Source organism: Sphingobium aquiterrae, assembly GCF_037154135.1.
GTDB classification, from domain to species: domain Bacteria; phylum Pseudomonadota; class Alphaproteobacteria; order Sphingomonadales; family Sphingomonadaceae; genus Sphingobium; species Sphingobium aquiterrae.
The window spans coordinates 20,751-46,264 of record NZ_JBANFL010000010.1 but is presented as its reverse complement, the minus strand read 5'-3'; the positions used below and the strand labels follow the sequence as shown (position 1 = coordinate 46,264).

Below are 25,514 nucleotides of genomic sequence, written 5' to 3'. Positions count from 1 at the left end.
GTCAGTTCCTCCGGGTGCCGTCCGTGCGCTCGATCCGCACCACGTCGCCCTTGTCGCCGCCCAGGCGCAGCTCCGCCGCGCCAAAGAGGCGATCCACGATGTAGTACGGCGCGCGGAAGCGGTAGTTCACCAGTTGCCCGTCGCCCTGCGCACCGATCACGAACAGCGGCGGCAGCTCGCCTTGCGCGATGCCGGCGGGGAACTGGATATAGACCTTCTCGCCGTCATCGAAGGCGCGCAGCGGCTTCCACGGCGGATTGCTGCCGCTGACCGCGTAGCGGAAGCGGATCTTCTCCAGCGACAAGCCGGTATCAACAGGCGCGGCGGTGCTGGCCGCCTGCGCCTGGCGCTGCAAGGCCAGCATCTTGTCCTTCGGGTACTCCCAGGAAACCGAGGCCATCCATGTCTTTTCGGTCGAGGTCAGCTCCAGCAGGTAGGTGCGCCGGCTGGTGGTGATGACCAGATTCGTCTTGAGGCCCGAGCGGATGGGCTTGACCATCACGTTCACGCGCAGCGCATCACCGCTGCCGCTGGACGTGTCGCCCACGATCCAGCGCACCGTGTCGCCCGCGGCGACCGTCACCAGTTCCTCGCCGGGCTGGAGCGCGATCACGGTCACGCGGCCCACGGCCGCATAGACCTGATACAGCGCGCCATCGGTGAAGGGCCACACCTGAATCGCATTGACGTAGCCCTCGCGCGTGGGCGCGATGCGCGCCTCGGCATTGGCACGCGAGACGCGCACAGTTTCGTCGGCCGGTTCCGGCACGGGCTTGGCGGCCTCGGCTTCGGGCAACGGCTTCAACTGCGCCGGCAGCGCCAGCGGCTCGGGCACCTTGACCACTTCCACCGGCGCGGGCGGCTCCGGCAGCGGCTGGGCCTGCACCGGCTCATCGAGCGAGATGGCCGGCGGCGGCTTGCCCTGTGTGGCGCAGCCCGCCAAGGCAACGAGCATCAACGGCAAAGCGTAAAAGCGGAAAGACAGGTTCATGGTTTTGCTCCTTCGGAAGAATCCAGCTCACGGCTCCACGACAGGCCGTTGACGTAGATGCCCAGGGGGTTCTTGCGCAGGCGCTGTTCGGTGCGCGGGGTCTGCTGCACGATGGAAATCACGGCGTTCCAGCGTTCAGTGCCCGCCGCGGCGCCGTTGACGAAGCGCCGTTCCGTCCAGCGCACGTTGAAAGACGTGTCGCTGGCGCGGGTCACGCTGGTTATCTGCACCGTGACGGATTCCTTGCCGATACGCGCGAACGGGTCGTTGGTGCGCGCGTAGTCGTTGAGCACCACGGCGCCCTTGTCGGTGGTGTAGTCGTAGGCGTCGAGCCAGTTCTGGCGCACGACAATGGGGTCGATGGACAGCGAGCGCACCAGCTCGATGAAGCGGCCCAGGTGGTAGGCCACTTGTGCATCGCTGGGCCGGTACGGCGTGGCGGCTTCGCCGACGGCGCGCACTTGGCCCGCGTTGTCCACCTCCACCACGTAGGGCGTGACGATGGATTGCGCGGAGCGCCACACCAGGCCGCCGGCCATCAGCAGCGCCAGCAGCAGGCAGCCGAAAGCCATCAGCCGCCAGTTCTTCGCTTGCACGCGGGACGAACCGATGCGCTCGTCCCACACTTGCGCGGCGGATTGATACGGGGTCGCAGGCTGCGGCGTGTCGGCATAGCGCACCTGCGGGCGTTTGAATCGCATGGGTGTTCTCCTTGAAGATCAGGAATCGGAATCGCGCAGGCTCGGCCCTTGGCTGGAACTGCCGCCGTCGCCACCGCGCAGCGTGTGGGCGGCGGTCGTCGCGGCATGGGTGAGCTGTTGGCGTCGGTGCAGGCGCTTGGCCCAGGCCGGTTGCTCCTGCGGTGCTGACGGCGGCGCATCGCCACTCGCTGGGGACGCGGCTGCTGGCGCATCGGTGCTGAACGCAGCGGCAGCGCGATCGCGGATCGAGCGCGCGCCTTGCGCCACCTTCTGCCCGGCCGCCTGTGCGCCGGTCTTGGCGACGTTGCCCACGCCGGCGGCTGCGCCCTTGAGGCCGCCGCCAGCAGAAGCGGAACCAGCCTGAAACGCGGACTTCGCGCTGCTGGCGGCCCCGGCGGCGGCACGCGCGCCGCTACCGGCCAGCTTGGCGGCAGCCGGGGCCATGCGCGCGCCGGCAGCGACGGCGCCACCAACGCCCGTGGCCGCAGCGCCCACGGCAACGGCGGTGCCGGCCGCGCCCAGCACGGCGCCGGCCATCGCGCCCGCGCCGAGTTGCGGGCCGCCCGATACCAGCCCGGTCGCAATGCCTGGCCCGAAGATGCCCAGCGCCAGCAGGGTCAGCGAGGCCAGCATGACGACGACCGAATGGTCGATGGACGGCTCGGCCGGTTGCACCTGAAACTCGGCGAACAAGCCCGAGCCGATGCCCACGATGACGGCCAGCACCAGCACCTTGATGCCCGACGACACCACGTTGCCCAGCACCTTTTCGGCGAGGAACGCGGTCTTGTTCCAAAGGGCGAACGGCACCAGCACGAAGCCCGCGAGCGTCGTCAATTTGAACTCGATCAGCGTGATGAAAAGCTGGATCGCCAACACGAAGAAGCACAGCAGGACGATCAGCCAGGCGAGGAACATTACGACGATGGGCGTGATGTTCACGAACACCTCGGGAAAGCCCGCCATGTCGCCGATCTGATCGAGGATCGGCGCTCCGGCGTCGATGCCGATCTTGGCCAGCCTTCCCGGATGCAGGAAGTTCTCCATGCTCAAGGTCGAGCCGCTGGCCGTCAGGCCCAGCCCGGCGAAGGAGCGGAACACGATGCCGGCCAGCCAGTTGAAGTTGCCGATGATGTAGGCGAAGGCACCGACGTAGAGCACCTTGCGGATCAGCTTGGCGATCACGTCTTCGCCCTGGCCGGTGGCATGGCTCATCGCCCAGAACAGCCCGGCGATCGTCATGTCGATGACGATCAGCGTGGCGGTCAGAAACGCCACCTCGCCATGCAGCAGGCCAAACCCCGAGTCGATGTAGCGCGAGAACGTATCGAGGAAGCGGTCGATGATGGTTACGTCATTCATGGCGAGTTCTCCTGCCCAGGCCCGTTGTCATCGGCAGCGGGTTCATCGAAGCTGGGTGGGATCGGCGGCAGGTCGGCGAGCGTCTGGTACTCGCCGGGGCCGGCCTTGCCGGAGAGAAAGCGGCGCAGGTCGGCTCGGGCCACCTGCGCGCAGAACGCGCCGCCGTGCTCGCCCGCGCGGCATTGCGCGCGTAGCGCGTGCAGCCGGGACGGGTCGGCGGCCAGCGCGTCCACCGAAGGCGGCCGGCCGCACCCGGCCAACAGGGAAGCGAGAGCGAACAGGACGGGCGCGTTCTTCATGGCCGCACCCGTCAGGGGTTGTAGAAGTTGACGGGCTGCGGCGTGTACGGCGTGCCGCTGCCCAGGAAGCGCCGCGTCACTTCGCGCCCGCGCTCGGTGGCTGCGGCCTGCCGCGCCAGCTCCAGTGCGGTGGCTCGGTCTTGCGTGATCTGGAGCCGCTGCGACTGGATCGACTGCTTGGCCTGCAAGGCGAGCAACTGGTTCATGGCCTGCATCGCCTGCAACGCGCCTTCGGCCGATTGGCTCTTGCCCACGAGGTCGGCCAGCACGGTTTCGTCAACGCCCAGGTTCTGCGACACCTGCGCCTGCATCTGCATGGTGGTCTGCAAGCCGTTGAGCGTGTTCTTCCAACGCTCCTGCGTGTCGCGGTACATCTGGTCGCCACTGACGGTGGCCGCGTACTGCTCGGGGTACAGGCGCGCGAACTCCTGATCCAGATTCGTCACGTCGTAGGCCAAGCCCTTCGCCTGGGCGATCAGCCGCTCGGTCGTCGCCAGGTTGGTGCGCAACTGGCCGACCACGCTGGACGGCAGGCTGGCGAGGTTGCGCGCCTGGTTCATCAGCATCTGCGCTTCGTTCTGGAGCTGCTGGATCTGGTTGTTGATCTGCTCCAGCGTGCGAATCGCGGTCAGCGTGTTCTGCACGAGGTTCGTGGGGTCGATCACGACCCATTGCGCGTGTACGGTGGAAACGGTGCAAAGCATGGCCGCGACGGCAGCGGCGATGAGTCGCTTTTTCATGGCTGGTTCTCCTGTGGGTAGTCGGCGGTACGGAGGAAATCCGGCGTGAGGCCGGAGAACAAGGGCAGCAGGTCAGCCGCCCAATCGAGGCCGCGATGGCGCAGCCAGGCGCCGGCGAAACCGGGGGTACCGGCGTCCAGCCGCACGCGGTCTATGTCGAGCTGGTCTTGCGGCGTGGAAGCGCCTACGAACGCGAGCGCAGCCGCCCCCAGGTCGAGGTCGAACAGGCGGTTTCCGAGGCGGGATTGGTAGTAGTAGTCGCGCTTCGGAACTGCCGTGGCGACGATTTCGATCTGGCGGTTGTTGAGGCCGAAGCCCTGATAGATCGTCTTGATCTGCGGCTCGGTCGCCTGCGGGTTCGGCAGGAAGATGCGGCTCGCGCAGCTTTCGACGATCGCGGGCGCGATGCTCGAATCCTTGATGTCCGCGAGCGACTGCGTGGCGAAGATGACGCTGACGTTTTTCTTGCGCAGCGTCTTGAGCCATTGGCGGATGCGCGCTGCAAACACTGGGTCATCGAGAAACAACCAGGCTTCATCGAGGATCAGCAGCGTGGGCGCACCGTCGAAGCGTTCATCGAAACGCGCAAAGAGGTAATGCAGCACGGCCATGACGGCGGCCTTGCTGTGCATCAGCTCCTCCATCTCGAAACCCTGCACGTCCGCCATGCCCAGCCGGTCGTGGTCGGCGTCCAGCAGCTTGCCGTGTGCGCCGCCCAACACATAGGGCGACAAGGCTTGGCGCAGCGCGTTCGATTGCAGCAGCACTGACAAGCCGGTCATGGTGCGCTGCTCCACCGGCGCACCAGCGAGGCTGCCGAGTGCCGACCAGATAGCCGCCTTCTCGTCCGGGCCGACGGCCACGCCTTCGTGCAGCAAGCGGCCTTCGATCCATTCGGCCGCCCAGGTGCGGTAGCCGTCGCGGTCAATGCGTGCCAACGGCTGGAAGGCGATTTCGCCATCCATGCCCAGGTCGTAGTGCTCGCCGCCCAGCCCGAGAACAGTGGCGCGCATCGAGCGCCCCATATCGAACGCGAAGATGCGCGAGCCGCGATAGCGGCGGAACTGCATCGCCAGCGTGGCAAGCAAGACCGACTTGCCCATGCCCGTCGGGCCGGCGACCAGCGTGTGGCCCACGTCGCCGATGTGCGTCACCAGCCGGAACGGCGTCGCGCCATCGGTGCGGGTGACGATCAGCGGCGGGCCGTCCAAGTGGTCGTTCTTCTCCGGCCCGGCCCATACCGCCGACACCGGCATCATGTGCGCCAGATTGAGGGTCGAGATGATCGGCTGCCGGACATTCGCATAGGCGTTGCCGGGAAGCGAGGACAGCCACGCATCCACGGCATTGAGCGTTTCGGGGATGGTCACAAACCCGCGCCCCTGGATGACGCGCTCCACCATCCGCAGCTTCTCGTCGGCTGCGCCGGCGTCCTCGTCCATGACGGTGACGGTCGCCGTCAGGTAGCCGAAGGCGACTTGATCGCTGCCCAGCTCCTGCAAGGCGGCATCCGCATCGGCGGCCTTGTTGCTGGCATCGGTATCGACCAGCGGGCTTTCCTGCTGGAAGATCGTTTCGCGCAGCAGCGCGATGACGTTCTTGCGCTTGGCGAACCACTGGCGGCGCAGACGCCCCAATTCCCGTTCCGCCTCGGATTTGTCGAGGCACAGAAAGCGCGTACTCCAGCGATACCCAAATCCCAGGCGGTTGAGGTCGTCCAGAATCCCCGGCCAGGTCGAGGTCGGAAAGCCCCGCACCGACACCACGCGCAGGTGCCGGTCGCCCAGCATGGGCGCCAGGCCGCCGACCAGCGGCGAATCAGTCAGTAGCGCGTCGATGTGGAACGGCACTTCGGGCACCGCCAGCCGATCGCGCCGCGTCGATACCGTGGCGTGCAGGTACGTCAGCGTCTGGCTGTCGTCCAGCCAGGAGATTTCCGGCATCACGCCATCGAGCAGATCAAAGACCCGATCCGTCTCCGCCACGAAGGCGGTCAGGCGCTCACGCCAGTCCACGCCCTCGGTGGGCCGGTTCTCGTACAGCATTCCCGCTGCACGGGCACGCGATTCTTCGGGCGGCAGGTACACCAGCGTCAGGTGATAGCCGCTCTCGAAGTGGTTGTCGGATTCCTCGAACGCTGCACGGCGTTCCTCGTCCACCAGCCACGAAAGCGGCTCGGAAAACTCGGAGTGAGGATAGTCGGCGGCGGCGCGGCGCTCGGCCTCGATGAACAGCGCCCAGCCCGAACCCAGCCGGCGCAGCGCGTTGTTCAAGCGCGCCGACGTGGCGATCAGCTCGCCTTGCGTGGCGCTGTCGAGGTCAGGACCGCGAAACCGGGCCGTGCGCTGGAAACTGCCGTCCTTGTTCAAGACGACACCCGGCGCGACCAGCCCGGCCCAGGGCAGCCAGTCGGCGAGCAGCGTGGGCCGCTGGCGGTATTCGGCGAGGTTCAGCATGGCATCACCTCACACGTCCAGCAGCGGGCGATGCTTGACGTGCCGCGCGAAGACCTGCATGAACTGCGGATCGACGCGCGCCCCCCAAACCGCCAGCGCATGGCCGACGATCCAGAGCACGGCACCGGGAATCCAGAGTTGCAGGCCCAGCCCGACAGCGGCGGCCAGCGTGCCGTTGGCGATCGCCACGGTGCGCGGTGCGCCGCCCAGCAAGATCGGCTCGGTGAGCGAGCGATGCAAAGGCACCTCGAACCCTGCCGCGAAGCTGTCCGGGCCGCTCATACGACAGCCCCGCCGGAGAAGCTGAAGAACGACAGGAAGAAGCTCGAAGCCGCGAACGCGATGGACAGGCCGAACACGATCTGGATCAGTTTGCGGAAGCCGCCCGACGTGTCGCCGAAGGCCAGCGCGAGGCCCGTGGCGATGATGATGATGACCGCGACGATGCGCGCCACCGGCCCTTGGATCGACTCCAAGATCGACTGCAGCGGCCCTTCCCACGGCATCGAGGAACCTGCGGCCTTTGCCGTCCCGGCCATGAACAGCATTACCGCAGCCATCATCATTCCCTGCTGTGCAGGGCGAGCCAGGCGGCGCAGTCGGGCAAGGCCGGACAGGCGCGAAGGCGGATTTACGGAAATACGGAAAGCAGGAACGTGCATCTGCGTCATGGCAGTTCTCCAGGGTGGTTGAGGGACGGGGAAGAAAGGTCGGACTGCGATGGCAGCTCGGGAAACGGCGCGGCCAGAGCGTCCGCCAGTTGGTAGCCCACGCCATCGAAGCCGACGACGCGGGCGATGCTCTCGATGCGGCGCTTGCGCCCGCGCCCGGCGATATGGATCACCACGTCCACGGCTTCGGCGATCAGCGCACGGGGCGGGTTCACCGCCACTTCGAGAATCAGTTGCTCCATGCGCAGCAGCGCGCCCAGCGCGGAGCCTGCGTGGATCGTGGCGATGCCGCCGGGGTGGCCGGTGCCCCACACCTTGATGAGATCCAGCGCCTCGGGGCCGCGCACCTCGCCGACGACGACGCGATCCGGCCGCAGACGCATGGATGAGCGCACCAGCTCGGTCATGGACACCACGCCGGAACGCGTGCGCAGCGGAACGTGGTCGCGGGCCGCGCATTGCAGCTCCACCGTGTCTTCGAGCACTAGCACGCGGTCGCCGGTAGCGGCGATTTCAGCGAGCAAGGCATTGGCGAGCGTGGTCTTACCGCTGCTGGTGGCCCCGGCGATCAGGATGTTCTTGCGCTCGCGCACCGCGCGAACGAGAAAGGCCGCCTGGGCGGCGGTCATCATTCCGTCCACGACGTACCGCTCCAGCGGGATCACGCCGATGGCGCGCTTGCGCAGCGCAAAGGCAGGCCCCGGCGCGGCGGGCGGCAAGATGCCCTCGAAGCGTTCGCCGGTTTCGGGCAGCTCGGCGGATAGCAGCGGCTGGCCGCGATGCACCTCCGCGCCGACGTGAGCCGCGACTAGGCGGATGATTCGCTCGCCATCCGCTTCGGGCATTTCCACGCCCATCGGCGCGCGGCCCGAGGACAGGCGATCCACCCAAAGGGTGCGATCCGGGTTGAGCATGATTTCCACCACGTCGGGGTCTTCGAGCGCGGTGGCGATCAGCGGCCCCATTGCCGTGCGCAGCATCTGGATGCGCCGGTCGAGCGACGTGGCGCTCATGGATTGGGGAACTGCGCTCATGACGCACGCTCCTGCGCTTCTGTGGCTGCCGCCGCGTCCTCCATCCGTACCGGATCAGGATGCAGTTCTTCCACTACGTCACGCACGAGGCTTCGCCCGCGCAGCAGGTGGCGACCAAGCTGCTCCACGAACTGCTCGAAGCGCGCTTTGCCCTGGGCGCGCGCTGCCTCTTGGTGCGCCTCGGGAACCGGCATGCTGACCGTGAGGTAGTAGCGGATGAACAGCGCCAGCGTTTCGATGGCGATGTTCTGGTCGCGCTCCATACGCTCGGCCTGGCGCGACAGGCGATCCAGCCGCTTGGCGATGGCCGCCTCGCGCTGGTCGGCGGCATCGGGCGACAGCCAGGACGCCAAGGCGGCAGCGACGATGCTGGATTTGGACACGCCTTTCTTGGCGGCCAGTTCGTCGAGCCGCTGGGCGTGCTCGGGCTGGATAAAGAGATTCAGGCGATAACTTGAACGATGTGGGCTCATAGTTCGATTCCATCGTTGGGGTCGAGGGATGCCAGCCGGGCCGTGCGCTGCATGGCCGTATCGAGCTGGCGAGGAAGGGGAAGCGGCAGGTCGTCGTCGTCATCGAGCAGCCCGAGGTCGGCCGCGGGTGCGGCTTGCTCGGGGTCGTAGGCGACGGCCTCAGTTAGCTCGGGCTGGCGGCGCGGGCCGCCGTCGTCGGCCGTTCCCAGGTGCTCCAGGCCATCGGCGGATGCCGTGGCCGGTGCGGCAGGCGTCGGCGGAATCGCCAGGCCACTCCAGTCGTCAGCGCGTGCCGGAGGAACATCGGCATAGCGCCCTGGACTGGACGCTGTGGCGAGCGCAGGCGGCGACAGAACGCGCCGCTTGAAGTTGGCGTCGGCGTAGTAGCGCAGCTTCTTGGCCCTGATCGGCGCCACGCTCGACACCATCACCACGGCTTCGTCGGGTGGTAGCTGCATGACTTCGCCCGGCGTGAGCAGCGGGCGGGCCGTTTCCTGCCGCGACACCATGAGGTGCCCCAGCCACGGCGCGAGGCGATGGCCCGCGTAGTTGCGCTGCGCGCGCAGCTCGGTCGCGGTGCCCAGCGTCTCGGAAATGCGCTTGGCCGTGCGTTCGTCGTTGGTGGCGAACGTCACGCGCACATGGCAGTTGTCGAGGATCGAATGGTTCTGCCCATACGCCTTGTCGATCTGGTTGAGCGACTGCGCGATGAGGAAGCTGCGGATGCCGTAGCCCGCCATGAAGGCCAAGGCCGTCTCGAAGAAGTCCAGGCGCCCGAGCGCCGGAAACTCATCGAGCATCAGCAGCAGCTTGTGGCGGCGCTCGATGCCATCGCTGCCGTCGAGTGATTCGGTGAGCCGCCGCCCGATCTGGTTGAGGATCAAGCGGATCAGCGGCTTCGTGCGCGAAATGTCCGAAGGCGGCACTACGAGGTACAGCGATACCGGGTGCTCGGCGGAAATGAGGTCTGCAATGCGCCAGTCGCAGCGCGACGTGACTTCGGCCACCGTAGGGTCTCGGTACAGGCCGAGGAACGACATGGCGGTGGACAGCACGCCCGAGCGCTCGTTGTCGCTCTTGTTGAGCACTTCGCGCGCCGCAGAGGCCACCACCGGATGCGGGCTTCCACCGTTCCCGTTCATCAGGTGGGGCGTGGTCATCATCCGGTGCAGGGTCAGCTCGAAGGGACTGGCCGGATCGGAGAGGAAGTTGGCGACGCCGCGCAGCGTCTTGTCTTCGCCCGCATACAGAACATGCAGGATGGCGCCCACCAGCAGCGCGTGCGAAGTCTTCTCCCAATGGTTGCGCTTCTCCAGCGCGCCTTCGGGATCGACCAGAATGTCCGCGATGTTCTGCACGTCGCGCACCTCATGCGCGCCGCGCCGCACCTCCAGCAGCGGGTTGTAGGCCGCCGACTTCGCATCCGTGGGGTTGAACAGCAGGCAATGCGAGAAGCGCGAGCGCCAGCCGGCGGTGATCTGCCAGTTCTCGCCCTTGATGTCATGGACGACGGCGGACGCGGGCCAGGAAAGCAGCGTTGGCACCACCAGGCCGACACCCTTGCCGCTGCGCGTCGGCGCGAAGGTCAGGACGTGTTCCGGGCCTTCGTGGCGCAGGTACTGGCGGTCGTGCTGGCCGAGGAACACGCCGGCCGGCTGCGTGAGGCCCGCCTTGCGAATGTCCTCCGCGTTGGCCCAGCGGGCCGAGCCGTAGGTGGTGACGAGGCGTGATTGGCGCGAGCGCCAGATCGACATGCCGATGGCGACCAGCACAGCGACAAGGCCGCTGCCGCCGGCAAACGCACCGCCGATGTCGAAAACACGGGGCGCGTAGGCGTCGAAGAAGAACCACCACTCGAACAACCGCCACGGGTGGTAGATCGGCGTACCCAGGAAATCAAACCAGGGCGAGCCAAGGCGTAGCTGATAGCCCAGAGCGGCGGCTGTCCATTGCGTGGCGCTCCAGACGCCAGCGATCACGATGCCGAATACCACGGCGATCTGACCGAACAGTACGTTCGTCCCTTGCATGACCTTGCCTCCGATTTCTCCTGCGCTGATTCCTCATGGGAAAAGCGGCACAAGGGCGTGCCGCAGGCGTCAGGATCGGTGTCAGGTCAGTGCCGGTCAAAGACCGTTTCAGGCAGAAAGATCGAGCAAAAGGAAAGAATTCGTGAAGCGGCGAGTCAAAGAAAAACGCCACAAGAACTGGCGCATTGCGGCGTGTTGAGAAAAATAAGGCTCTGTTGAATTTCAAGTGGGTTGCGGGGCATGAGGATTGATGGCCTGGAAGTCGAGCTTGCCGGCGATCAGGAAGATGACGGTTCTGATGGTGGCCAGGCGCACGAAGCCACGGGCGCGGCGCTTGGCGGCCTGGAACAGGCCGTTGATGGCCTCCAAGAAGCCGTTGGTCTGGCGGGTCTGCGCCCAGGCGACGATGCCCTCCAGGTGGCGACGCACGAGCGCGGCCACCTCCTTCATCGGTTCAACCTTGGAGTGCATGACGCAAGTGCACCAGTGCTGGAGCATGGTGCGCACGACGTTGATCTGCTTGCGCTCGAGGATCTCTCGCAGCTGCTCCTTGTAGACCCAGGCGCGGGCCGTGCGCACCGTGGTCATTCTGGCGATCAAGGCGTCCAGATCGGCGGCGGCCTCGGGCCTGAGGCGGCTGCGATCCTTCAGCAGCGACCAGCGCAGACCCTTGAGCGACTTGTCGCTGCGCTGCTCGATGCGGCGCATCTTGTCCACCGCCGCACTGGCATGCCAGACAACGTGGAACTTGTCGAAGGTGATGCGGGCGTTGGGCAGGAACTCAGTGCAGCCCTTGATGAAGGCGGGTGACATGTCGATGCTCACCGAGGTGATCTGCTCGGCCGGGCAGCCGTGCGCAGCAAGGTCCGCTGCCAGCGCTTGGAGCGTCTTGGCGTCACGGCCCTCGGTGACGAACAGCACCCGGCGTGCGGCGGCGTCGGCAGCCAAAGTGGCGTAGTCGTGGCCTCGGGCACGCGAGGTCTCGTCGATGGCCAGAGCCGTGACCTGGCTGAAGTCGGCCAGGCCCAGGGCGATCTCAACGTAGCGCTCGCACACGGCCATCACCCGGTGGGCCGACTCGCCCACGATGCGCGCCACGGCGGCAAACGGCATCTGCTGCGCCAGCATCAGGATCAGCGCCTCGAACAGCAGCGTGAAGGTATCCGTCCGGCCAACTCACCTGGACGGATTTGCATTCCTTTGATCTGGCGCGCTGCTACGGGGCTGCCGCAAGCTTCCAGCGATGCGGCAGCAACTCATCAATGCGGCTGGCCGGGTGCGTGGGCAGGCGCTCCAACACGTTCTTGATGTAGGCGTAGGGCTCATGCCCGTTGATGCGCGCCGAGTGCAGCAGGCTCATGATGGCCGCCGCCCGCTGGCCTGCGCGCAGGCTGCCGGCGAACAGCCAATTCGAGCGGCCGATGGCGATGGGCCGGATCTGGTTCTCCACCCAGTTGTTGGAGATCGGCACATCGCCGTCCTGCACGAAGCGCGTGAGTTGCGTCCAGCGCTTGAAGCTGTAGTCGATGGCCTTCATCGTGGCCGAGCCCGGCGGCACCAACTGCCGCTGTCTGAGCAACCAGCGATGCAAGACCGCTAGCACCCGACGTGACTTGCGCTGCCGTATCTTCCTTCGCTCATCGCCAGGCAGTTCCTCGATCTCGCGCTCGATCCTGAACAGCACCTGGAAGTAGCGCAGCGCTTGGTGGCCGACCGCGCTGGCGTGGTTGGCCCACAGGTCGTTGAATTTCCTGCGCGCGTGCGCCATGCATTGCGCCGATGTCACGCCCTTGGTCGTCGTGGCGGTGTAGCCGCCAAAGCCGTCGGAAACCAGCGTTCCCTGCCAGGCTCGCGGGGTGTCGAGCTTGAGGAACTGCTGAACGTTCTCGCCGCTGCGGCCCTCGGTGAACTGGAAGACCACGGCCTTCGTCGCGTTCAAGCTCGTGGTGCAGTACGACCAGATGTAGGCCTTGTGCGTCTTGCCGTCGCTCAGGTGCTTGGGCTTGAGCATGGCCACCGGCGTCTCGTCGGCGTGCAGCACCGCATGGCGGCGCAACTCGTCGGCCAGCGCGTTGACCAGCGGCTGCAATTGCGCCCCGCACTCGCCGACCCACTGCGCCAGCGTCGAGCGGGCGATCAGGTGGCCGGCGCGCTCGAAGATGGCTTCCTGGCGGTACAGCGGCAGGTGATCCAGGAACTTGGCAACCAGCAGGTGCGCCAGCAGGCCGGCGCTCGGGATGCCCTTGTCGATGACGTGTGCCGGCACCGGCGCCTGAACAATCCGCTCGCAGCAGCGGCATGCCCACTTGCCACGCACATGGCGCTCGACGCTGAACACGCCGGGCTGGTAGTCCAGCCGCTCGGCCACGTCCTCGCCGAAGCGCTGCAGGGGCTGCCCGCAATTGCAGGTGGTGTCCACCGGCTCGTGCAGCACGTCGCGGCGCGGCAGATGCGCTGGCAACGGGGTGCGCTTGGGCGTCTTCTTCTCGGTCTTGTCCTTGGCCTTGTCGTCGGCCTGGCCCTGCTCGCGTTCGATCTCCCGTTCGAGTTCGGCCAGGTCGGCGTCCAGCGTCTCCTCCAGCAGACTCCTTTGCTCGGGTGCCAGGCTGGCAGCGAAGCGTTCGCTGGTGGCGGCGAACTTCATCCGCTTGAGCACGGCCATCTCGTGCGTGAGCTTGTCGATGAACGCCTGCTTGAAGGCGATCTCGGCGTCGCGCTGCTGGATCTGCGCCAGCAGCGACTGCACGGCCTGGCGCATCTGCGGCTGCAGGGTGTCCAGTTGCTCGGCGCTGATCATGGACGTGATCCTGCCGCGCCGAAGCGCCCTGCGCATCGGCACATCCGGCAATTGCAAGGGTGGTTCAGATCACACGGATGATCCCCGCATCGCCCAGCCGCTGCCAGGGCAGGCCCAGCACCAGGGCATCGAACTGCGGCCGCGTCAGCTGCAGCGTGGCGCTGGCGTCGGCGGGCCAGACGAACTTGCCGGCGTTGAGCCTGCGAGCGGCCAGCCACACGCCGATGCCGTCGTGCACCAGCACCTTCATGCGGTTGGCGCGCCGATTGGCGAAGAGGTAGGCATGGTTCGGGTGCGCAGCGCCGAAGACGCCGACCACGCGGGCGAGTGCGGCCTCGGTGCCCAGGCGCATGTCCAGGGGCTGTACGGCCAGCCACACAGCATCGACCTTGATCATGCGCGTCTCAAGCCAGTACGTCGCGCAGCCAGGCGGCGCTGCGCGCGTCCATCGGCAGGCTGGCGCTGACACTGGTGGTGCCGCGGCGGATCTCCACCGTGACGCGTTCGGATGCCGAGGGGGCAGCGCTCGGCTCGGGCGCGGCAGGTGTTCGATCACCGAAGTCGGCCAGCGTCACCGGCACGAATGCGGGTGGGCTCATGGCGGCCTGGGTGCGCGTCGCCGCGGATGCATCGTCGGCCATCTCCGACTCGCGCACCCAGCGTCGCAGCATGTTCGCGTTCAGGCCGTTGGCAAGCGCCACTGCGGCGACCGAGCCATGGCCTTGGCGGGCCATCGCGATGACATGCGACTTGAACTCATCGCAGTGCCGCCGCCAGCTCCGCTTGGGTGGCCGCGCCACACCGGGATCGGGTTGGGAAGTGTCCATGTGTCCACGCATTTGTTCGTGGACACAAGCATCCAGGGCCGGCTGCGGCAATTCAAGGTGGGTTGGCCGGACGGTTACGCGTGAAGCCCGACAGGCGCCCGGCAAAGTCCGGCTCGACCAGGCGCACCGAGCCGTTGGGCAGCTTGACACGAGGCGTGCGCACCTGCAGGTGGCATTCGTGCTGGAAGAAGTTCAGGTGCCGATAGGTCTTGGTCACGGTGTCGTGCACCGGGTGCGCACCTTCGTGTCCGGAGATCGTGAAGCGCGTGCCCGGCTTGAAGTCGATCAGCACCGTCAGCACCTTGGCCGCTTCGTCGAACTCCACCGTGTCCACCACCCAGGGCTGGGCAATCCCCAGCGCCACCTCAAACAGCTTGGCCGTCATCACTGCCCCCCGCTTCTATGCCCACCAAGGCCCAAGATTACCCACTCGGAATTCAAGAGAGGCAAAAATAATGAGGTGATGCGGCTAAGGAAGGTCTGAACAAGTGCATGTTTCTTGCATGAGGCACAGGGTCACGCAGCGGAGCCACATCGATGAGCCAGATCAGTTTCTCGGACGCGGAGCAAGCGGGCAAGAGGAAGAAGACGCGGCGCGAAGTCTTCCTCGGCGAGATGGAAGTGGTGGTGCCGTGGAAGGCGCTGCTCAAGGTGATCGAGCCGCACTACCCGGTGGCGGGTCGGGGCCGCAGGCCGTATCCGCTGGAGGCGATGCTGCGAGTGCACCTGATGCAGAACTGGTTCGCGCTGAGCGATCCGGCGATGGAAGAGGCGCTGTACGAGATCGCCTCGCTGCGCACGTTTGCCGAGCTGGATCTGGCGGCGATCCCTGACGAGACGACGATCCTAAACTTCCGCCACCTGCTGGAGGCCAACGACCTGGCCGAGGACATCCTCAAGACGGTCAACGCGCACCTGGCCCGCAAAGGCCTGCTGCTCAAGCGCGGCAGCATCGTGGACGCCACGATCATCGCCGCGCCGAGTTCGACCAAGAACGCCGAGGGTGGGCGCGACCCCGAGATGCACCAGACCCGCAAGGGCAAGCAGTGGCACTTCGGCATGAAGGCGCACATCGCGGTGGATGCCGACAGTGGTCTGGTTCACACGGTCACCACCACGGCGGCCAACGAGTCCGACGTCGAACAGATCGGCGATCTGCTGCATGGCAAGGAACAAGACGTGTGGGCCGACTCGGGCTACCGGGGCGCGCAGCGCCGAGTGACCCGAGATGATCGGCACTGGCACATCGCCGGCCGGCCCAGCGACATGGCCAAGCTGCCCGAGGGGCGTGCGAAGCAGAGGCTCAGGAAGCAGGAGTACCGCAAGGCCAGCGTGCGCGCAAAGGTCGAGCACCCGTTTCGGGTCATCAAGTGGCAGTTCGGGCTGGTGAAGGTCAGGTTCCGGGGGTTGGCGAAGAACACGGCCCACGTGGTCACCCTCTTCGCGCTGTCGAACCTGTGGATGGCGCGCAAGAAGTTGATGGCGATGGTGGGAGTCGTCCGCCTGCAGATGGCATGACGCACGAACAACGCGGCGCGATGCGCCCAAAATCCTCGAAGCGCCGGCACTCTTCCGGGCCGAACCAGTTCGCACGGCTCAATGCCATCGCGTTCTTGCCCTGTTCAGACCTTCCCTAACCGCCAACAGTCAGAACTTCGGCGATTCTTTCGGTGGCGCGTACGGGGTTTCGCCGTCGCCATAGAACCGCTTGCGCGTGGCTTCGGCGACCCGGTTGCACAGAAGGTCACCCAACTTGGGGCGGCCGGCTTTGCATTGCCGCCGCAGCTCCTTGAGCCGTTCGGGGTTGGCTGCCAGTTCTTCCACCGTTGGAATGCTGACCTCTGAGACGGCGGCCTTTTGAGGCGTCTCGGACTGGCCGCAGGCTGTCAGGGCTGCCACGAACAGGAAGGGGATGATCTTCTTCACGGCCTCGGTTCCTCCGGTGGATCGGGATGGAGGTCCGGTATGGGCCCGGGCGACTCCGGTGACTCGACGGCCTGCACGCGCTCAATGAACCGCGCCAGCACATCGGACGAGTTGCCTTCGAGACGCAGCAGGTAAGTTGTCAAAGGCGGCACGCGCGATGCCAACGGCCGGGCCACGACGCCAGGCTCGCGATTGGCAGCAATGCGTGCGGCGCCGACCAGTCCCAGCGCGAAGCCGGCTGATACCAGGGCCATCATCAGGTCAGTGGATGCCACCCGCTCTGCAATCAGTGGCTCCATATCCGCGCGGCGTAGCACCCGCTCAACGTGCTTGGCATGGCCTTCACATGCCTGTGGATCGCACAAGACCAACGGATAGCGCAAAAGTTCGTCTAAAGGAATGCGCTTATGTGCCAGTAGGGGGTGCCGAGCGGGCACTGCCACTATCAGCGCATCGCTCCAAGCGGGCACGGAAACGATGCCATTGCCAACTTCGTTGGACTGGGCGAACCCTACGTCATAGAGATCGTCATGTAGCCCTTTGATCTGCTGCGACAGCGGCACCTCGAAGAGGCGAATCTCGACCTCAGGTTCTTCTTGGCGACAAAGTACAAGCAAAGCGGATAGGCGCGACAGCGTGATACCGTCGGACAGAGCCACGCGCAGTTGCCTGTGAAAGCCATTGGCTGCCGCTTTCACGCTGTCACGCGCTTGTTCCAAGGCAGCAAACACGCGACGCACGTGCTCAAGGAACAGATTCCCGGCTCGGGTTAGCCGCGTGCTGCGTGTGGTGCGAGCAAACAAAATCACGCCTAGTTCTTCTTCCAGTTCCTTGATGGCGCGCGATAGCGGCGACTGCTCGATATACAATCGCTCGGCGGCGCGGGCGAAGTGGAGTTCTTCGGCCACAGCCAGAAAGCAGCGCAAATGACGAAGTTCCATATCCCGTTCCTCACTAGGTGACTGGCAAAGCCTTGTGGTGATGCATGGCCGAGTGACCTGCCCCAACGCGCGCATTGCCTTCGATAAGTTCTACTTCGTTGCCCACGCCACAAGCGATGTTGACTAGACGCCTCACCTTGGACAGAAGATCGAACCGGATCTCGAGGGCTCATGCTGGGCGTTGATCAGAGACCGCATCCGCCAGCCCGCCTTCCTACGGGCCGATCTGAGCAGCCTCATCACCCAAGTTGCGACCAAGCGCACGGCGCGCGAGCCTTTACCGAAAGCGGCTGCACGAGTTCCCCGTTCGGAAGCAGACCATCGTTGCGTGCGAGATGCGCACCCAGTGGTACACGACCTTCATGCGCTCCGGGGTTGAGCCGAGGAGGGGCGCTTGTCTGATCCGCAAACATTTCGAGGACATCGTTGCCTAGACGCAAGTCCGTCAGACCAACGGCTTCTTCCATGCGGCTAAGCGCAAGGCGCGCGTCTACCCGCTTCGCCACCAGGTGAACCGTATTCTTCCTGAGCACAGGCAAGCACAACTTCGTTCAGATAGGCCCGCAACTGCTTAACCCACGCAAAGTCGGAAAGAGTCTGTAGCGAAAGAGCCCTTGATTCACCTCCAGACTTGCTTGGGTAAACTGAAAATCCTTTCAAATTGGTATGAATTTCTCGCCGTCACCCACGCAGGGCGTTGACGAAAATCCTCGGCAGCTTGGTCCAGCTGGGTTTGAACTGGAAGTCGGTCAAGAGACGGCCAATCACATCTTGCCGCCGGTTCGTGATGAACCAAGGTGGCCGAGGAAGGAGCGTTGGATGCAGTGAGAGCAGACTGCGAGGGAATGGTCGCCATGGGGCGGATATGACGGTACGCTCCGTTCCTTCAAGCATGAACGAGTTATGTACCGTCCCAATACCAGATTGCGGATCGCGCGACGACCCTCCGGGAAATCCTCCCCAGGGGCAGGGTGCAAGCAGAAATCCCAATCCGGTCCAAGCATTCACGGCGATGGTGCCGTAGCGCAGCTTTTGAAGCAGTTCTTCGAAGCGTTGACGACCGATCTCTCGCACAGTCTTGGGGTGAATCAGAATATTTGCCCCCAGGGTGCCGTACAAACGGTCATTAGCGTACGCAATGGCTGATTCAAGGTACGACCCCGCATCTTTATATTCGAAGGACTTTATTGCTAACGCCGTGCCGAAGACTTCGTGCTGCGCCAGCCATGGCTCATCGCCCCGATCCATGTTCGCAAGAATGCACGCAGGCGCAAGCAGACCACGGTCGATCGCATCCGAACCTCCGGCGTGGGCGGCAAACTCTTCGATGCGCTGCTCGTTGCCAGGGTAGTAGGCCTCCCGCTGCCCGAAGCGCGACATGACATTGGACACAGCAGCCAAAAGTTTGTCCGTGTGTCGCCAGCCACGAGGCACGATCAAGGTTTGGCACGCCACGCAGTTAAAGCCGGAGTTGTGCAACTTGTGCGTTGCTATCTGTTCGGCCTGAAAGCGGATGTCCGCGTTCGACCACGGCCCGGGCACCACAATGGTGGGGCAGACTGCGCCCAGTTCGGACGTGATCTTTCGATGGTTCTTCGGTGTATTCGCGGCCTTGTTGCGTGCGCCTTCTTCTCCGATGCCCCAGACGATGGCATCGTGGGTGGCCTTTGCGCCGGTGATGTGGATTTCCTCTACCAGCGGATGCTCGCACAGGTAGGCACCCACGGCGCCATCGCCGCGAATGATGCGTAGCGCGTCGCATTCGATCAGGGGCCGCAGGGCTGCCTTGAGATAGTCGGTCAGGTAGTCGTTGACCGGATTCATCTTCAGCAGAACCACCTGGTTTTCGATAAACAGCTTCTGAAATGCATCGAGAGGCGAGATGGCCGCGATGTTGCCTGCCCCCAAGACTAGGGCCACCTTACCGCGCCGCTGTTCGGGAGGGATGTCATAGGCGACCGCCGCATGTTGAGCGAGACTGGCCTCGGAGATTCCCTTTTGCATCCAGACTTCAGCTGAGACCCCGGATAGGAGCAACCGATCCCAGATCGAATGGGGCAGAACTCTAACCGCCAATTGCCCATTCTTGAGGTGGCCCAAGGGCAAGTGCTCAAGATATTCCTTTCTATCAATGGCACCGAGTGTCTGCATCAACCCGTTGCAGGCGCCCATGAGGGCGTAGGGGCCGGAGAGCCATTCCTCCCCGGCCAGCGGCGATGCATGCGGAATGCGCTTCTTCCGGGCAGCTGTCTCCGCCCACCCCTGCGCAACCTGCATCAGCGCTGGCTTGATGCGGCCGAGAATAGCAATCCGATCGGCGACCGAGGTTTTTGCCCAGTGGTGCTTGGCCCCATCCAGTGCCTGCAAGTCCTGATCCAACAGGGCCTGAATATCGAAATTTGGGAGAGCGGCCCCCATCACTGCGTGCTCTCCGTGGTATTGCCGGTCAGGAGGCTGCCGTAGGCTTCGCGGAGCCTGTTCTTGAGCACCTTCCCCGTGCCACTGAGTGGCAGCACATCAACGAAGACGGCTTTGTCGGGGATCTGCCAGTCCGGCAGGCGTCCTTTGAAGCAGGCCAGAAGGTCCGCTTCGGACACATTCGCGCCTTCCTTTTTCACGGCGACCAGAACCGGTCGTTCGTCCCACTTCGGGTGGGGCACGCCGATGGCCGCCGCATTGGCGATGGCAGGATGTCCGATAGCGATGTTCTCGATCTCGACCGATGAAATCCACTCTCCACCAGACTTGATGATGTCCTTGGCGCGGTCGCGGATGACCATATAGCCGTTGACATCAAGCGTTGCTATATCACCGGTGTCGAACCAGCCATCACTGGTCAGCGCACTGGATTCGGCGCCGAAGTAGCTGCTGACGATCCAGTGCCCCCTGATCTGTAGTTTGCCCGGGGATTTGCCGTCGTTCGGCAAGACTGCGCCGCCGTCATCGACCACGCGCAGCTGAACGCCGTAGGGTGGTCGTCCCTGCCCCAGTCGCACTTCGCTCTGCCGCTGAGGATCAAGATGGATGTGGCGAGCCAGTGGTTGATTCAGGGTGCCCAGCGGGCTCGTTTCGGTCATGCCCCAGGCATGGATCAGTTCGACACCGAACTCGTCCCGGAACGCGGCGAACATCGACGGCGGCAGTGCCGCGCCGCCAACGATGGTGCGTTTCAAGCTTTTGGGCTTGGTGCCGCGCGCCCTCAACGCCGCCAGCAGTCCCATCCAGATCGTGGGAACGCCAAGTGCCAGACCGACTTCCTCGTCGTCGATCAGGGTGGCGAGACTTGGGCCGTCAAGGTTCGGGCCAGGCAATACCAGTTTCGCTCCCTGCGCCGCCGCAATGTAGGGCACTCCCCAGGCGTTGACGTGAAACATGGGAACAACCGGCATGACAGCATCGCGGGCCGAAATGCCAATGCCGTCCGGGCTGTTGCCCGCCAACGCATGCAGCACCGTGGAGCGGTGGCTGTAAAGCACACCCTTTGGATGTCCCGTGGTGCCGGAGGTGTAGCACAGCGACGAAGGCAGATCCTCGTCAATGCTCGGCCACGGGTAGTCGGCGTTGCCCGAGGCGACCACCTCATCGTAGAACTGCAAGCCATCCAACATGCCCGATGCCTCCTCATCGCGTGGCCCCATGAGGATGACGTGTTTGACGGTGCTCAATGCCGACCGAAGCTTGGCCACGATGGGCAGAAAGGTCCGGTCGATGAACAGCACTTGATCATCGGCATGGTTGACGATGTAGATCAGGGTTTCGGCGGACAGGCGCGGATTGACCGTGTGGCACACCATGCCCGCGCCGGAAACGCCAAAGTAGATTTCCAAGTGGCGCCGATTGTTCCAGGCGATAGTCGCACAGCGGTCGCCCGATTGCACGCCCAGTTTGGCCAACGCCGACGACAGGCGTCGCGCATTGATCTCGACTTGACCCCAAGTCGTGTGTTCGGTCCCGCCCGTGGTGTTGACGGAGACGACTGGCGTATCGGCGTGGTAACGCGCTGCATGGGTGATGAGACTGGAGACGAGCAAAGGCTCGCGCATCATTTTTCCGAGCATTTTTCTACTTTCTTTCAGAATTGGTATTTGAGGCCGGCGTGGACAACCAGAGGATTGAGGCGACTGGAGACTGAAGTAGACGGTCCACCAAGCGCAGGCAACGTGCCAGCGGCCTTTAAGAGGTTTTTCTATTGGTATGCAGATTTACCTGAGGAGTGCGCTCTCGTATGCTTGGCGTTCGTTTTTTCGGGAAATCTGGGCTGGGTGTCCATGTGCTCGTTTAATGAGGTCCGCCGCCCTCTCGGCGATCATGATCGTTGGCGCGTTGGTGTTGCCGCTGATCAAAGTCGGCATGATGGAGGCATCGACGACTCGCAAACCTTGCAGACCATGTACCTTCAGCTCCGCATCGACCACGGCCATTGGGTCCACACCCATCTTGCAGGTGCCGACCGGGTGGTAAATGGTGTCGGATCGATCTCGAATGAGCTGGACCCATTGCGCATCACTCATGCCATCGGTAACGCCGAATAACTCGCGCCCACGGTACTTGGCCAAGGAGGATGCCAGCATGATCTCTCGTGTGGCCTTGGCCCCTTGGACCAGGAGCTTCACGTCACGCTCGTCAGACAGGAAGCGCGGATCGATTCCTGGGTCGTCCAGCGGGTTGGGTGATTGCAAGAACACCTCGCCACGCGAGTAAGGGCGCAGATTGCAGACGTGGCACGAGTAACCATACCCAACATGCAGTTTGCGCGCGTGGTCGTCCACGATCGAGATCACGAAGTGCAGTTGCAAATCCGGCCGATCCACGTCAGGGGCGCTCTTGAAGAATGCGCCGCCCTCGGCAAATGGGGTGGCAAGCATACCGCTGCCATCCTTGCGCCAACTGGCGATGTGGCCCAACAGGTTCACTGACCCTCTGAGTCCGATGCCGAAGTTGTCCGCATCCCGGGTGGTGTAGGCCAGAATGAAATCCAGGTGGTCCTGCAAGTTCTGGCCAACACCGGGCAACTCATGCACCATGCGGATCCCGTGATGGGTGATGTCTTCCGGGCGCCCGACGCCTGACAGCTGAAGAATCTGCGGCGTACCAAAGGCGCCAGCAGCCAGAATGACTTCCCGCTTGGCCCTGACCTCGTGTTCGGCACCGCTGGCATGGTAGGCAACGCCCACGGCGCGCTTGCCCTCGAAGATGATCCGGCTGGCGCGGGTATTCGTCTTGATCGTGAGATTCGGCCGTTGCCCCCGCAGAGGATGCAAGTATGCGGCTGCAGCGGAGCAACGCTCGCCTCGGCGGGCGGTATCGTGGAATTGCGTGACCTGATACAAGCCAACGCCTTCGTTGTCCCCATCATTGAAATCGGCACGAAACGGAATACCGCGCTGCTTGGCTGCCTCAATGAACGCAAGGGTGACTGGCCTAGGGCTACGTTGCTCGGACACATGCAAAGGTCCATTCCCGCCATGGAGCTTGCTCGCTCCACGCTCGTTGTTCTCTGCCTTCAGGAAATACGGCAGCACCGAGTCCCAGTCCCACCCTTGACACCCCAGGTCGGCCCAGTGATCGTAGTCCTGACGCTGGCCCCGGACGTAGAGCATGGCGTTGATGGCCGAAGATCCGCCAAGGGCGCGGCCCCGCGGTTGATAGCCCCGCCGACCATTGAGGTTCGGCTGAGGTACCGTGTTCAATGCCCAGTTGTTGATCTTGCCCCTGCCCGGCATCATGGCCACCGTTCCAGCAGGCATGCGGACGACCAAGGAGTCGCCTTGTCCGCCCGCTTCAAGCAGGCAAACACTGACGCTGGAATCTTCACTCAGCCTCGAGGCCAGGGTGGCGCCGGCAGAGCCGCCGCCTACGATGATGTAATCGAAATTCATAAGAGCCCACGAAGGAGCCGATGGCTCCGAATTGAAAGAAGGGAGTGGAGGGAGCAGCGAGCGTGTTCAGCCAGCCGCCAATTCCTTGTTCCATTGGCGTGGGTCGTAGAAACGCAATGCCTTCATGCCACTTTTCTGGTTTGCACGCAGCGCCAACTCCCTCTCCTCTGGCGTGGCGTAGTGCCGATCCCACTCCATGAGCTTGGGGATCATCATTCGCTGCCAAAGCGGCGGAATCATCGTCAGCAGTATCGTGGTAAGGTAGCCAGCGGCCATCGTCGGGGCCTCCGGCAAGGGCATCAAGTTCTGGTAAGGCACCTCGCCTTGGGCATGGTGGTGCGAATGCCGGCTGAGATTGAACATGGCCCAGGAACTCATTCTGGCATTGGTATTCCATGAATGCCGTAGTTGTACAGCTTGATCAGGCGCGCGCACCATGCCGTAGTGCTCCATGTAGTTCACGATTTCCAGCAGGGATTTTCCCCACAGCGCGCTGCCGGTAAATCCAAGCACGCCGATCCATCCCGCCATCCAATAGGCGATGGCCACCAGCACCGCACTCATGAGCAATCCGCGGATATAGGCGTTGCGCAAGGAGATCACCGGAAGATGCTTGCGCTTGAGGCGTTCGGCTTCGATGCGCCAGGCGCTGGCGTTGCCGCGAATGGTGGAGATCACGATGTGCTGATACACATTGCGTCCTCGCGGGGCCGTGGCCGGATCATGCTCGGTCGACACATAGCGGTGATGCCCGTAGACATGCTCGATGGCGAATCCCACGTCGAAGCTGAAAGACAGCAGCCAACGGCCAATGAACATCGAGACCGGCTCCCAAGTGCGATGCGTCAATTCGTGCGCCGTGATCGTTCCCAGCACACCAATCACGAAGCCAGTCAATATGCCTCCAGTGAGGTGGTGCCAAAAGCCCGTCGCCTCCCGGGCGGCCAGTACGTCATAGTGGGTGAGATGGGCTACCCATGCGCCGAATCCCAACGGATCACCGGAAGAAAGCGTCCAGATGTAGGCAAATACGTTCAGCGCCACCAGGGGCAGGATGAACCACAGTTGCACCGTCAGAATCCACGGTGATTTGTATTTTGGCGTTCGGGTATCGTTGCCCAATAGCGCATCACCGCCAACGTAGAAGGCGAGAAAGCCGAGCAGACCCAAACTGGTGTAGGCGCCGCCCGCCAGAATGGAGACCAAAGCACCGATCCCCGCCCCATGCAAAAGGAAGAACTTCAGATAGTCCAAGATATTGGCTGGCACACGCTCAACGGTAGGCAAGCCGACAGCGCCGTAGAAGCCGGTGTGGAGCTTGGGCGCCTGATCGACGAAGCGGTCCGCGTGCAAATTCGTTTCTGCAATGCCGCGCTGGCGTAGGACAGCAATGGCCGAGTCGATCATGGCCGGCGGGCCGCACAGATAGGCCGACGTGGCACCCCCAAGCAGTTCTGGAATGTGCTCCGTCACCAAGCCAGTGCGCCCGTCCCAAGGCGACGAAGGGTCAGCCGCGGACAGCACCGGCACGAACCGGAAGTTCGGCCAAGCTTTTTCGTAGGCTGCCATCTCGTCGAGCGCGTACAGATCCTTCTGGCTCCGAGCGCCAAACAGTACCGTCACCGGCCGCGTGTCGCCCGAGCGCTTCATGTCTTGAAGCATCGCGAGGATGGGTGCCAAGCCGCTGCCACCGGCCACCATGAGGACTGGCTCCCGGCCCGGGCGCATGTAGAAGTGACCGCCGGGACCGCGCACGGTGACCGACTCGCCCACATGCGCCTGGTCCACGAGATGCCCGGACACCCGCCCCCCCGGCACACGGCGCACCGTGAAACTCACTTGGCGATCATTGCCAGGTGCGGCCGAGAATGAATAGCTGCGAGGAGCATCCCACATCGAAGTCAGCGTGACCTCTGCAAACTGGCCGGCACGATAGCGAATCGGCGTGTCCAGTTGAATGTCGATTCTCGCGATGTCGTGAGTCAGCATTTGCTTGCCGACGATCACGCCCTTGACCGAAGGGCCATCGATCGCGCCCTCCCGGTCCAGCTCGATTTTCACATCGCTGCGCAGGCGGCTCTGGCAGGCCAGTATGAACCCGTCGGAGATTTCCTTCTCCGTCAGCAGGTACGCCGTCTCGGTCAGTTCGTCAACCTTGCCGCTCTTGAGCTTGCACTTGCAAGTCCCGCAGCCGCCGACGCGACAGATGGAGGGAATGTTGATGTTCTGGCGTTGCGCTGCCTCCAGCAAAGTCTCATCGGGCTCGACGGTGATGGTCTGCCCGTTTATCTCCGCCTGGTGCAAGCTTCTTCCGTGAAGAAAATTCATCGCAATTGTCTCCTAATGAATGTTTTTTGCTTTTTTATTAGACTTCGCCACCACCTTCT

21 protein-coding genes and 2 pseudogenes are annotated in these 25,514 nt (G+C 64.1%); 1 reads left to right on the top strand and 22 read right to left on the bottom strand.

Going from position 1 to position 25,514, the window contains the following annotated elements:
- Position 1: 1 nt before the first annotated feature.
- The 16 genes and pseudogenes from trbG to WFP78_RS12130 all read right to left on the bottom strand — a co-directional run.
- A complete protein-coding gene (gene trbG / locus WFP78_RS12205; protein WP_024100054.1) occupies positions 2–991 on the bottom strand; it encodes a P-type conjugative transfer protein TrbG in 990 nt (329 codons plus the stop codon).
- Positions 988–1,692, bottom strand: coding sequence for a conjugal transfer protein TrbF (trbF, locus tag WFP78_RS12200; RefSeq protein ID WP_024100055.1), 705 nt, complete (start codon positions 1,690–1,692; stop codon positions 988–990). The genes trbG and trbF overlap by 4 nt, the downstream gene beginning before the upstream one ends.
- Positions 1,693–1,710: 18 nt before the next feature.
- Complete coding sequence (gene trbL, locus WFP78_RS12195) at positions 1,711–3,054, bottom strand: P-type conjugative transfer protein TrbL (protein ID WP_024100056.1); 1,344 nt, start codon at positions 3,052–3,054, stop codon at positions 1,711–1,713.
- Positions 3,051–3,353: an EexN family lipoprotein gene (locus WFP78_RS12190; protein ID WP_024100057.1), complete on the bottom strand. Its 303-nt coding sequence runs from the start codon at positions 3,351–3,353 to the stop codon at positions 3,051–3,053. The genes trbL and WFP78_RS12190 overlap by 4 nt, the downstream gene beginning before the upstream one ends.
- An 11-nt stretch (positions 3,354–3,364) precedes the next feature.
- Positions 3,365–4,093 carry a P-type conjugative transfer protein TrbJ gene (gene trbJ, locus WFP78_RS12185; RefSeq protein WP_024100058.1) on the bottom strand — a complete coding sequence of 243 codons (729 nt, stop codon included), beginning with the start codon at positions 4,091–4,093 and terminating at the stop codon, positions 3,365–3,367.
- Positions 4,090–6,549: a conjugal transfer protein TrbE gene (gene trbE / locus WFP78_RS12180; protein ID WP_024100059.1), complete on the bottom strand. Its 2,460-nt coding sequence runs from the start codon at positions 6,547–6,549 to the stop codon at positions 4,090–4,092. Before trbE ends, trbJ begins: the two co-directional genes overlap by 4 nt.
- 9 nt (positions 6,550–6,558) lie before the next feature.
- On the bottom strand, positions 6,559–6,831 hold the full coding sequence (locus WFP78_RS12175; protein ID WP_024100060.1) for a VirB3 family type IV secretion system protein: 273 nt from the start codon (positions 6,829–6,831) through the stop codon (positions 6,559–6,561).
- On the bottom strand, positions 6,828–7,115 hold the full coding sequence (locus tag WFP78_RS12170; protein ID WP_473829054.1) for a TrbC/VirB2 family type IV secretion system protein: 288 nt from the start codon (positions 7,113–7,115) through the stop codon (positions 6,828–6,830). The genes WFP78_RS12175 and WFP78_RS12170 overlap by 4 nt, the downstream gene beginning before the upstream one ends.
- A gap of 101 nt (positions 7,116–7,216) precedes the next feature.
- Positions 7,217–8,254 carry a P-type conjugative transfer ATPase TrbB gene (trbB, locus tag WFP78_RS12165; protein WP_024100062.1) on the bottom strand — a complete coding sequence of 346 codons (1,038 nt, stop codon included), beginning with the start codon at positions 8,252–8,254 and terminating at the stop codon, positions 7,217–7,219.
- A complete protein-coding gene (locus WFP78_RS12160; protein ID WP_024100063.1) occupies positions 8,251–8,727 on the bottom strand; it encodes a CopG family transcriptional regulator in 477 nt (158 codons plus the stop codon). Before WFP78_RS12160 ends, trbB begins: the two co-directional genes overlap by 4 nt.
- Positions 8,724–10,757, bottom strand: coding sequence for a conjugal transfer protein TraG (locus WFP78_RS12155; RefSeq protein WP_024100064.1), 2,034 nt, complete (start codon positions 10,755–10,757; stop codon positions 8,724–8,726). Before WFP78_RS12155 ends, WFP78_RS12160 begins: the two co-directional genes overlap by 4 nt.
- A gap of 222 nt (positions 10,758–10,979) precedes the next feature.
- Positions 10,980–11,930 (bottom strand): annotated as a pseudogene (locus WFP78_RS12150) (ISL3 family transposase); the annotation flags it as partial.
- Between the two features lie 43 nt (positions 11,931–11,973).
- Entirely contained in the window at positions 11,974–13,554 is a 1,581-nt protein-coding gene (gene tnpC, locus WFP78_RS12145; protein WP_180683613.1) for an IS66 family transposase, read from the bottom strand.
- Between the two features lie 64 nt (positions 13,555–13,618).
- A complete protein-coding gene (gene tnpB, locus WFP78_RS12140) occupies positions 13,619–13,951 on the bottom strand; it encodes an IS66 family insertion sequence element accessory protein TnpB (RefSeq protein ID WP_024100067.1) in 333 nt (110 codons plus the stop codon).
- A 7-nt stretch (positions 13,952–13,958) separates the two neighbouring features.
- Positions 13,959–14,381: a transposase gene (locus tag WFP78_RS12135; protein ID WP_041025200.1), complete on the bottom strand. Its 423-nt coding sequence runs from the start codon at positions 14,379–14,381 to the stop codon at positions 13,959–13,961.
- Positions 14,382–14,460: 79 nt separating this feature from the next.
- Positions 14,461–14,766 (bottom strand): annotated as a pseudogene (locus WFP78_RS12130) (ISL3 family transposase); the annotation flags it as partial.
- A gap of 152 nt (positions 14,767–14,918) precedes the next feature.
- Between WFP78_RS12130 and WFP78_RS12125 the strand changes: the two are divergent.
- On the top strand, positions 14,919–15,899 hold the full coding sequence (locus WFP78_RS12125; protein WP_024100070.1) for an IS5 family transposase: 981 nt from the start codon (positions 14,919–14,921) through the stop codon (positions 15,897–15,899).
- Between the two features lie 129 nt (positions 15,900–16,028).
- On the opposite strand, the gene WFP78_RS12120 is transcribed toward WFP78_RS12125, so the two are convergent.
- The 6 genes from WFP78_RS12120 to WFP78_RS12095 all read right to left on the bottom strand — a co-directional run bounded on the left by WFP78_RS12120 (position 16,029) and on the right by WFP78_RS12095 (position 25,455).
- Positions 16,029–16,307, bottom strand: coding sequence for an EexN family lipoprotein (locus tag WFP78_RS12120; protein WP_024100071.1), 279 nt, complete (start codon positions 16,305–16,307; stop codon positions 16,029–16,031).
- Positions 16,304–17,248, bottom strand: coding sequence for a LysR family transcriptional regulator (locus WFP78_RS12115; protein WP_024100072.1), 945 nt, complete (start codon positions 17,246–17,248; stop codon positions 16,304–16,306). Before WFP78_RS12115 ends, WFP78_RS12120 begins: the two co-directional genes overlap by 4 nt.
- A gap of 681 nt (positions 17,249–17,929) precedes the next feature.
- Positions 17,930–19,666 carry an aldehyde dehydrogenase family protein gene (locus tag WFP78_RS12110; RefSeq protein WP_024100073.1) on the bottom strand — a complete coding sequence of 579 codons (1,737 nt, stop codon included), beginning with the start codon at positions 19,664–19,666 and terminating at the stop codon, positions 17,930–17,932.
- On the bottom strand, positions 19,666–21,306 hold the full coding sequence (locus WFP78_RS12105) for a long-chain fatty acid--CoA ligase (RefSeq protein ID WP_336962437.1): 1,641 nt from the start codon (positions 21,304–21,306) through the stop codon (positions 19,666–19,668). The genes WFP78_RS12110 and WFP78_RS12105 overlap by 1 nt, the downstream gene beginning before the upstream one ends.
- 144 nt (positions 21,307–21,450) lie before the next feature.
- Entirely contained in the window at positions 21,451–23,127 is a 1,677-nt protein-coding gene (locus tag WFP78_RS12100; RefSeq protein ID WP_336962436.1) for a GMC family oxidoreductase, read from the bottom strand.
- A 66-nt stretch (positions 23,128–23,193) separates the two neighbouring features.
- Complete coding sequence (locus tag WFP78_RS12095; protein WP_336962432.1) at positions 23,194–25,455, bottom strand: fatty acid desaturase; 2,262 nt, start codon at positions 25,453–25,455, stop codon at positions 23,194–23,196.
- Positions 25,456–25,514: the final 59 nt, after the last annotated feature.

What these genes read in the sequence shown, in the direction of transcription:
- trbG (WP_024100054.1), bottom strand. Translation starts at nt 991, where the DNA reads ATGAACCTGTCTTTCCGCTTTTACGCTTTGCCGTTGATGCTCGTTGCC.
- trbF (WP_024100055.1), bottom strand. Translation starts at nt 1,692, where the DNA reads ATGCGATTCAAACGCCCGCAGGTGCGCTATGCCGACACGCCGCAGCCT.
- trbL (WP_024100056.1), bottom strand. Translation starts at nt 3,054, where the DNA reads ATGAATGACGTAACCATCATCGACCGCTTCCTCGATACGTTCTCGCGC.
- WFP78_RS12190 (WP_024100057.1), bottom strand. Translation starts at nt 3,353, where the DNA reads ATGAAGAACGCGCCCGTCCTGTTCGCTCTCGCTTCCCTGTTGGCCGGG.
- trbJ (WP_024100058.1), bottom strand. Translation starts at nt 4,093, where the DNA reads ATGAAAAAGCGACTCATCGCCGCTGCCGTCGCGGCCATGCTTTGCACC.
- trbE (WP_024100059.1), bottom strand. Translation starts at nt 6,549, where the DNA reads ATGCTGAACCTCGCCGAATACCGCCAGCGGCCCACGCTGCTCGCCGAC.
- WFP78_RS12175 (WP_024100060.1), bottom strand. Translation starts at nt 6,831, where the DNA reads ATGAGCGGCCCGGACAGCTTCGCGGCAGGGTTCGAGGTGCCTTTGCAT.
- WFP78_RS12170 (WP_473829054.1), bottom strand. Translation starts at nt 7,115, where the DNA reads ATGATGATGGCTGCGGTAATGCTGTTCATGGCCGGGACGGCAAAGGCC.
- trbB (WP_024100062.1), bottom strand. Translation starts at nt 8,254, where the DNA reads ATGAGCGCAGTTCCCCAATCCATGAGCGCCACGTCGCTCGACCGGCGC.
- WFP78_RS12160 (WP_024100063.1), bottom strand. Translation starts at nt 8,727, where the DNA reads ATGAGCCCACATCGTTCAAGTTATCGCCTGAATCTCTTTATCCAGCCC.
- WFP78_RS12155 (WP_024100064.1), bottom strand. Translation starts at nt 10,757, where the DNA reads ATGCAAGGGACGAACGTACTGTTCGGTCAGATCGCCGTGGTATTCGGC.
- tnpC (WP_180683613.1), bottom strand. Translation starts at nt 13,554, where the DNA reads ATGATCAGCGCCGAGCAACTGGACACCCTGCAGCCGCAGATGCGCCAG.
- tnpB (WP_024100067.1), bottom strand. Translation starts at nt 13,951, where the DNA reads ATGATCAAGGTCGATGCTGTGTGGCTGGCCGTACAGCCCCTGGACATG.
- WFP78_RS12135 (WP_041025200.1), bottom strand. Translation starts at nt 14,381, where the DNA reads ATGGACACTTCCCAACCCGATCCCGGTGTGGCGCGGCCACCCAAGCGG.
- WFP78_RS12125 (WP_024100070.1), top strand. Translation starts at nt 14,919, where the DNA reads ATGAGCCAGATCAGTTTCTCGGACGCGGAGCAAGCGGGCAAGAGGAAG.
- WFP78_RS12115 (WP_024100072.1), bottom strand. Translation starts at nt 17,248, where the DNA reads ATGGAACTTCGTCATTTGCGCTGCTTTCTGGCTGTGGCCGAAGAACTC.
- WFP78_RS12110 (WP_024100073.1), bottom strand. Translation starts at nt 19,666, where the DNA reads ATGGGGGCCGCTCTCCCAAATTTCGATATTCAGGCCCTGTTGGATCAG.
- WFP78_RS12105 (WP_336962437.1), bottom strand. Translation starts at nt 21,306, where the DNA reads ATGCTCGGAAAAATGATGCGCGAGCCTTTGCTCGTCTCCAGTCTCATC.
- WFP78_RS12100 (WP_336962436.1), bottom strand. Translation starts at nt 23,127, where the DNA reads ATGAATTTCGATTACATCATCGTAGGCGGCGGCTCTGCCGGCGCCACC.
- WFP78_RS12095 (WP_336962432.1), bottom strand. Translation starts at nt 25,455, where the DNA reads ATGAATTTTCTTCACGGAAGAAGCTTGCACCAGGCGGAGATAAACGGG.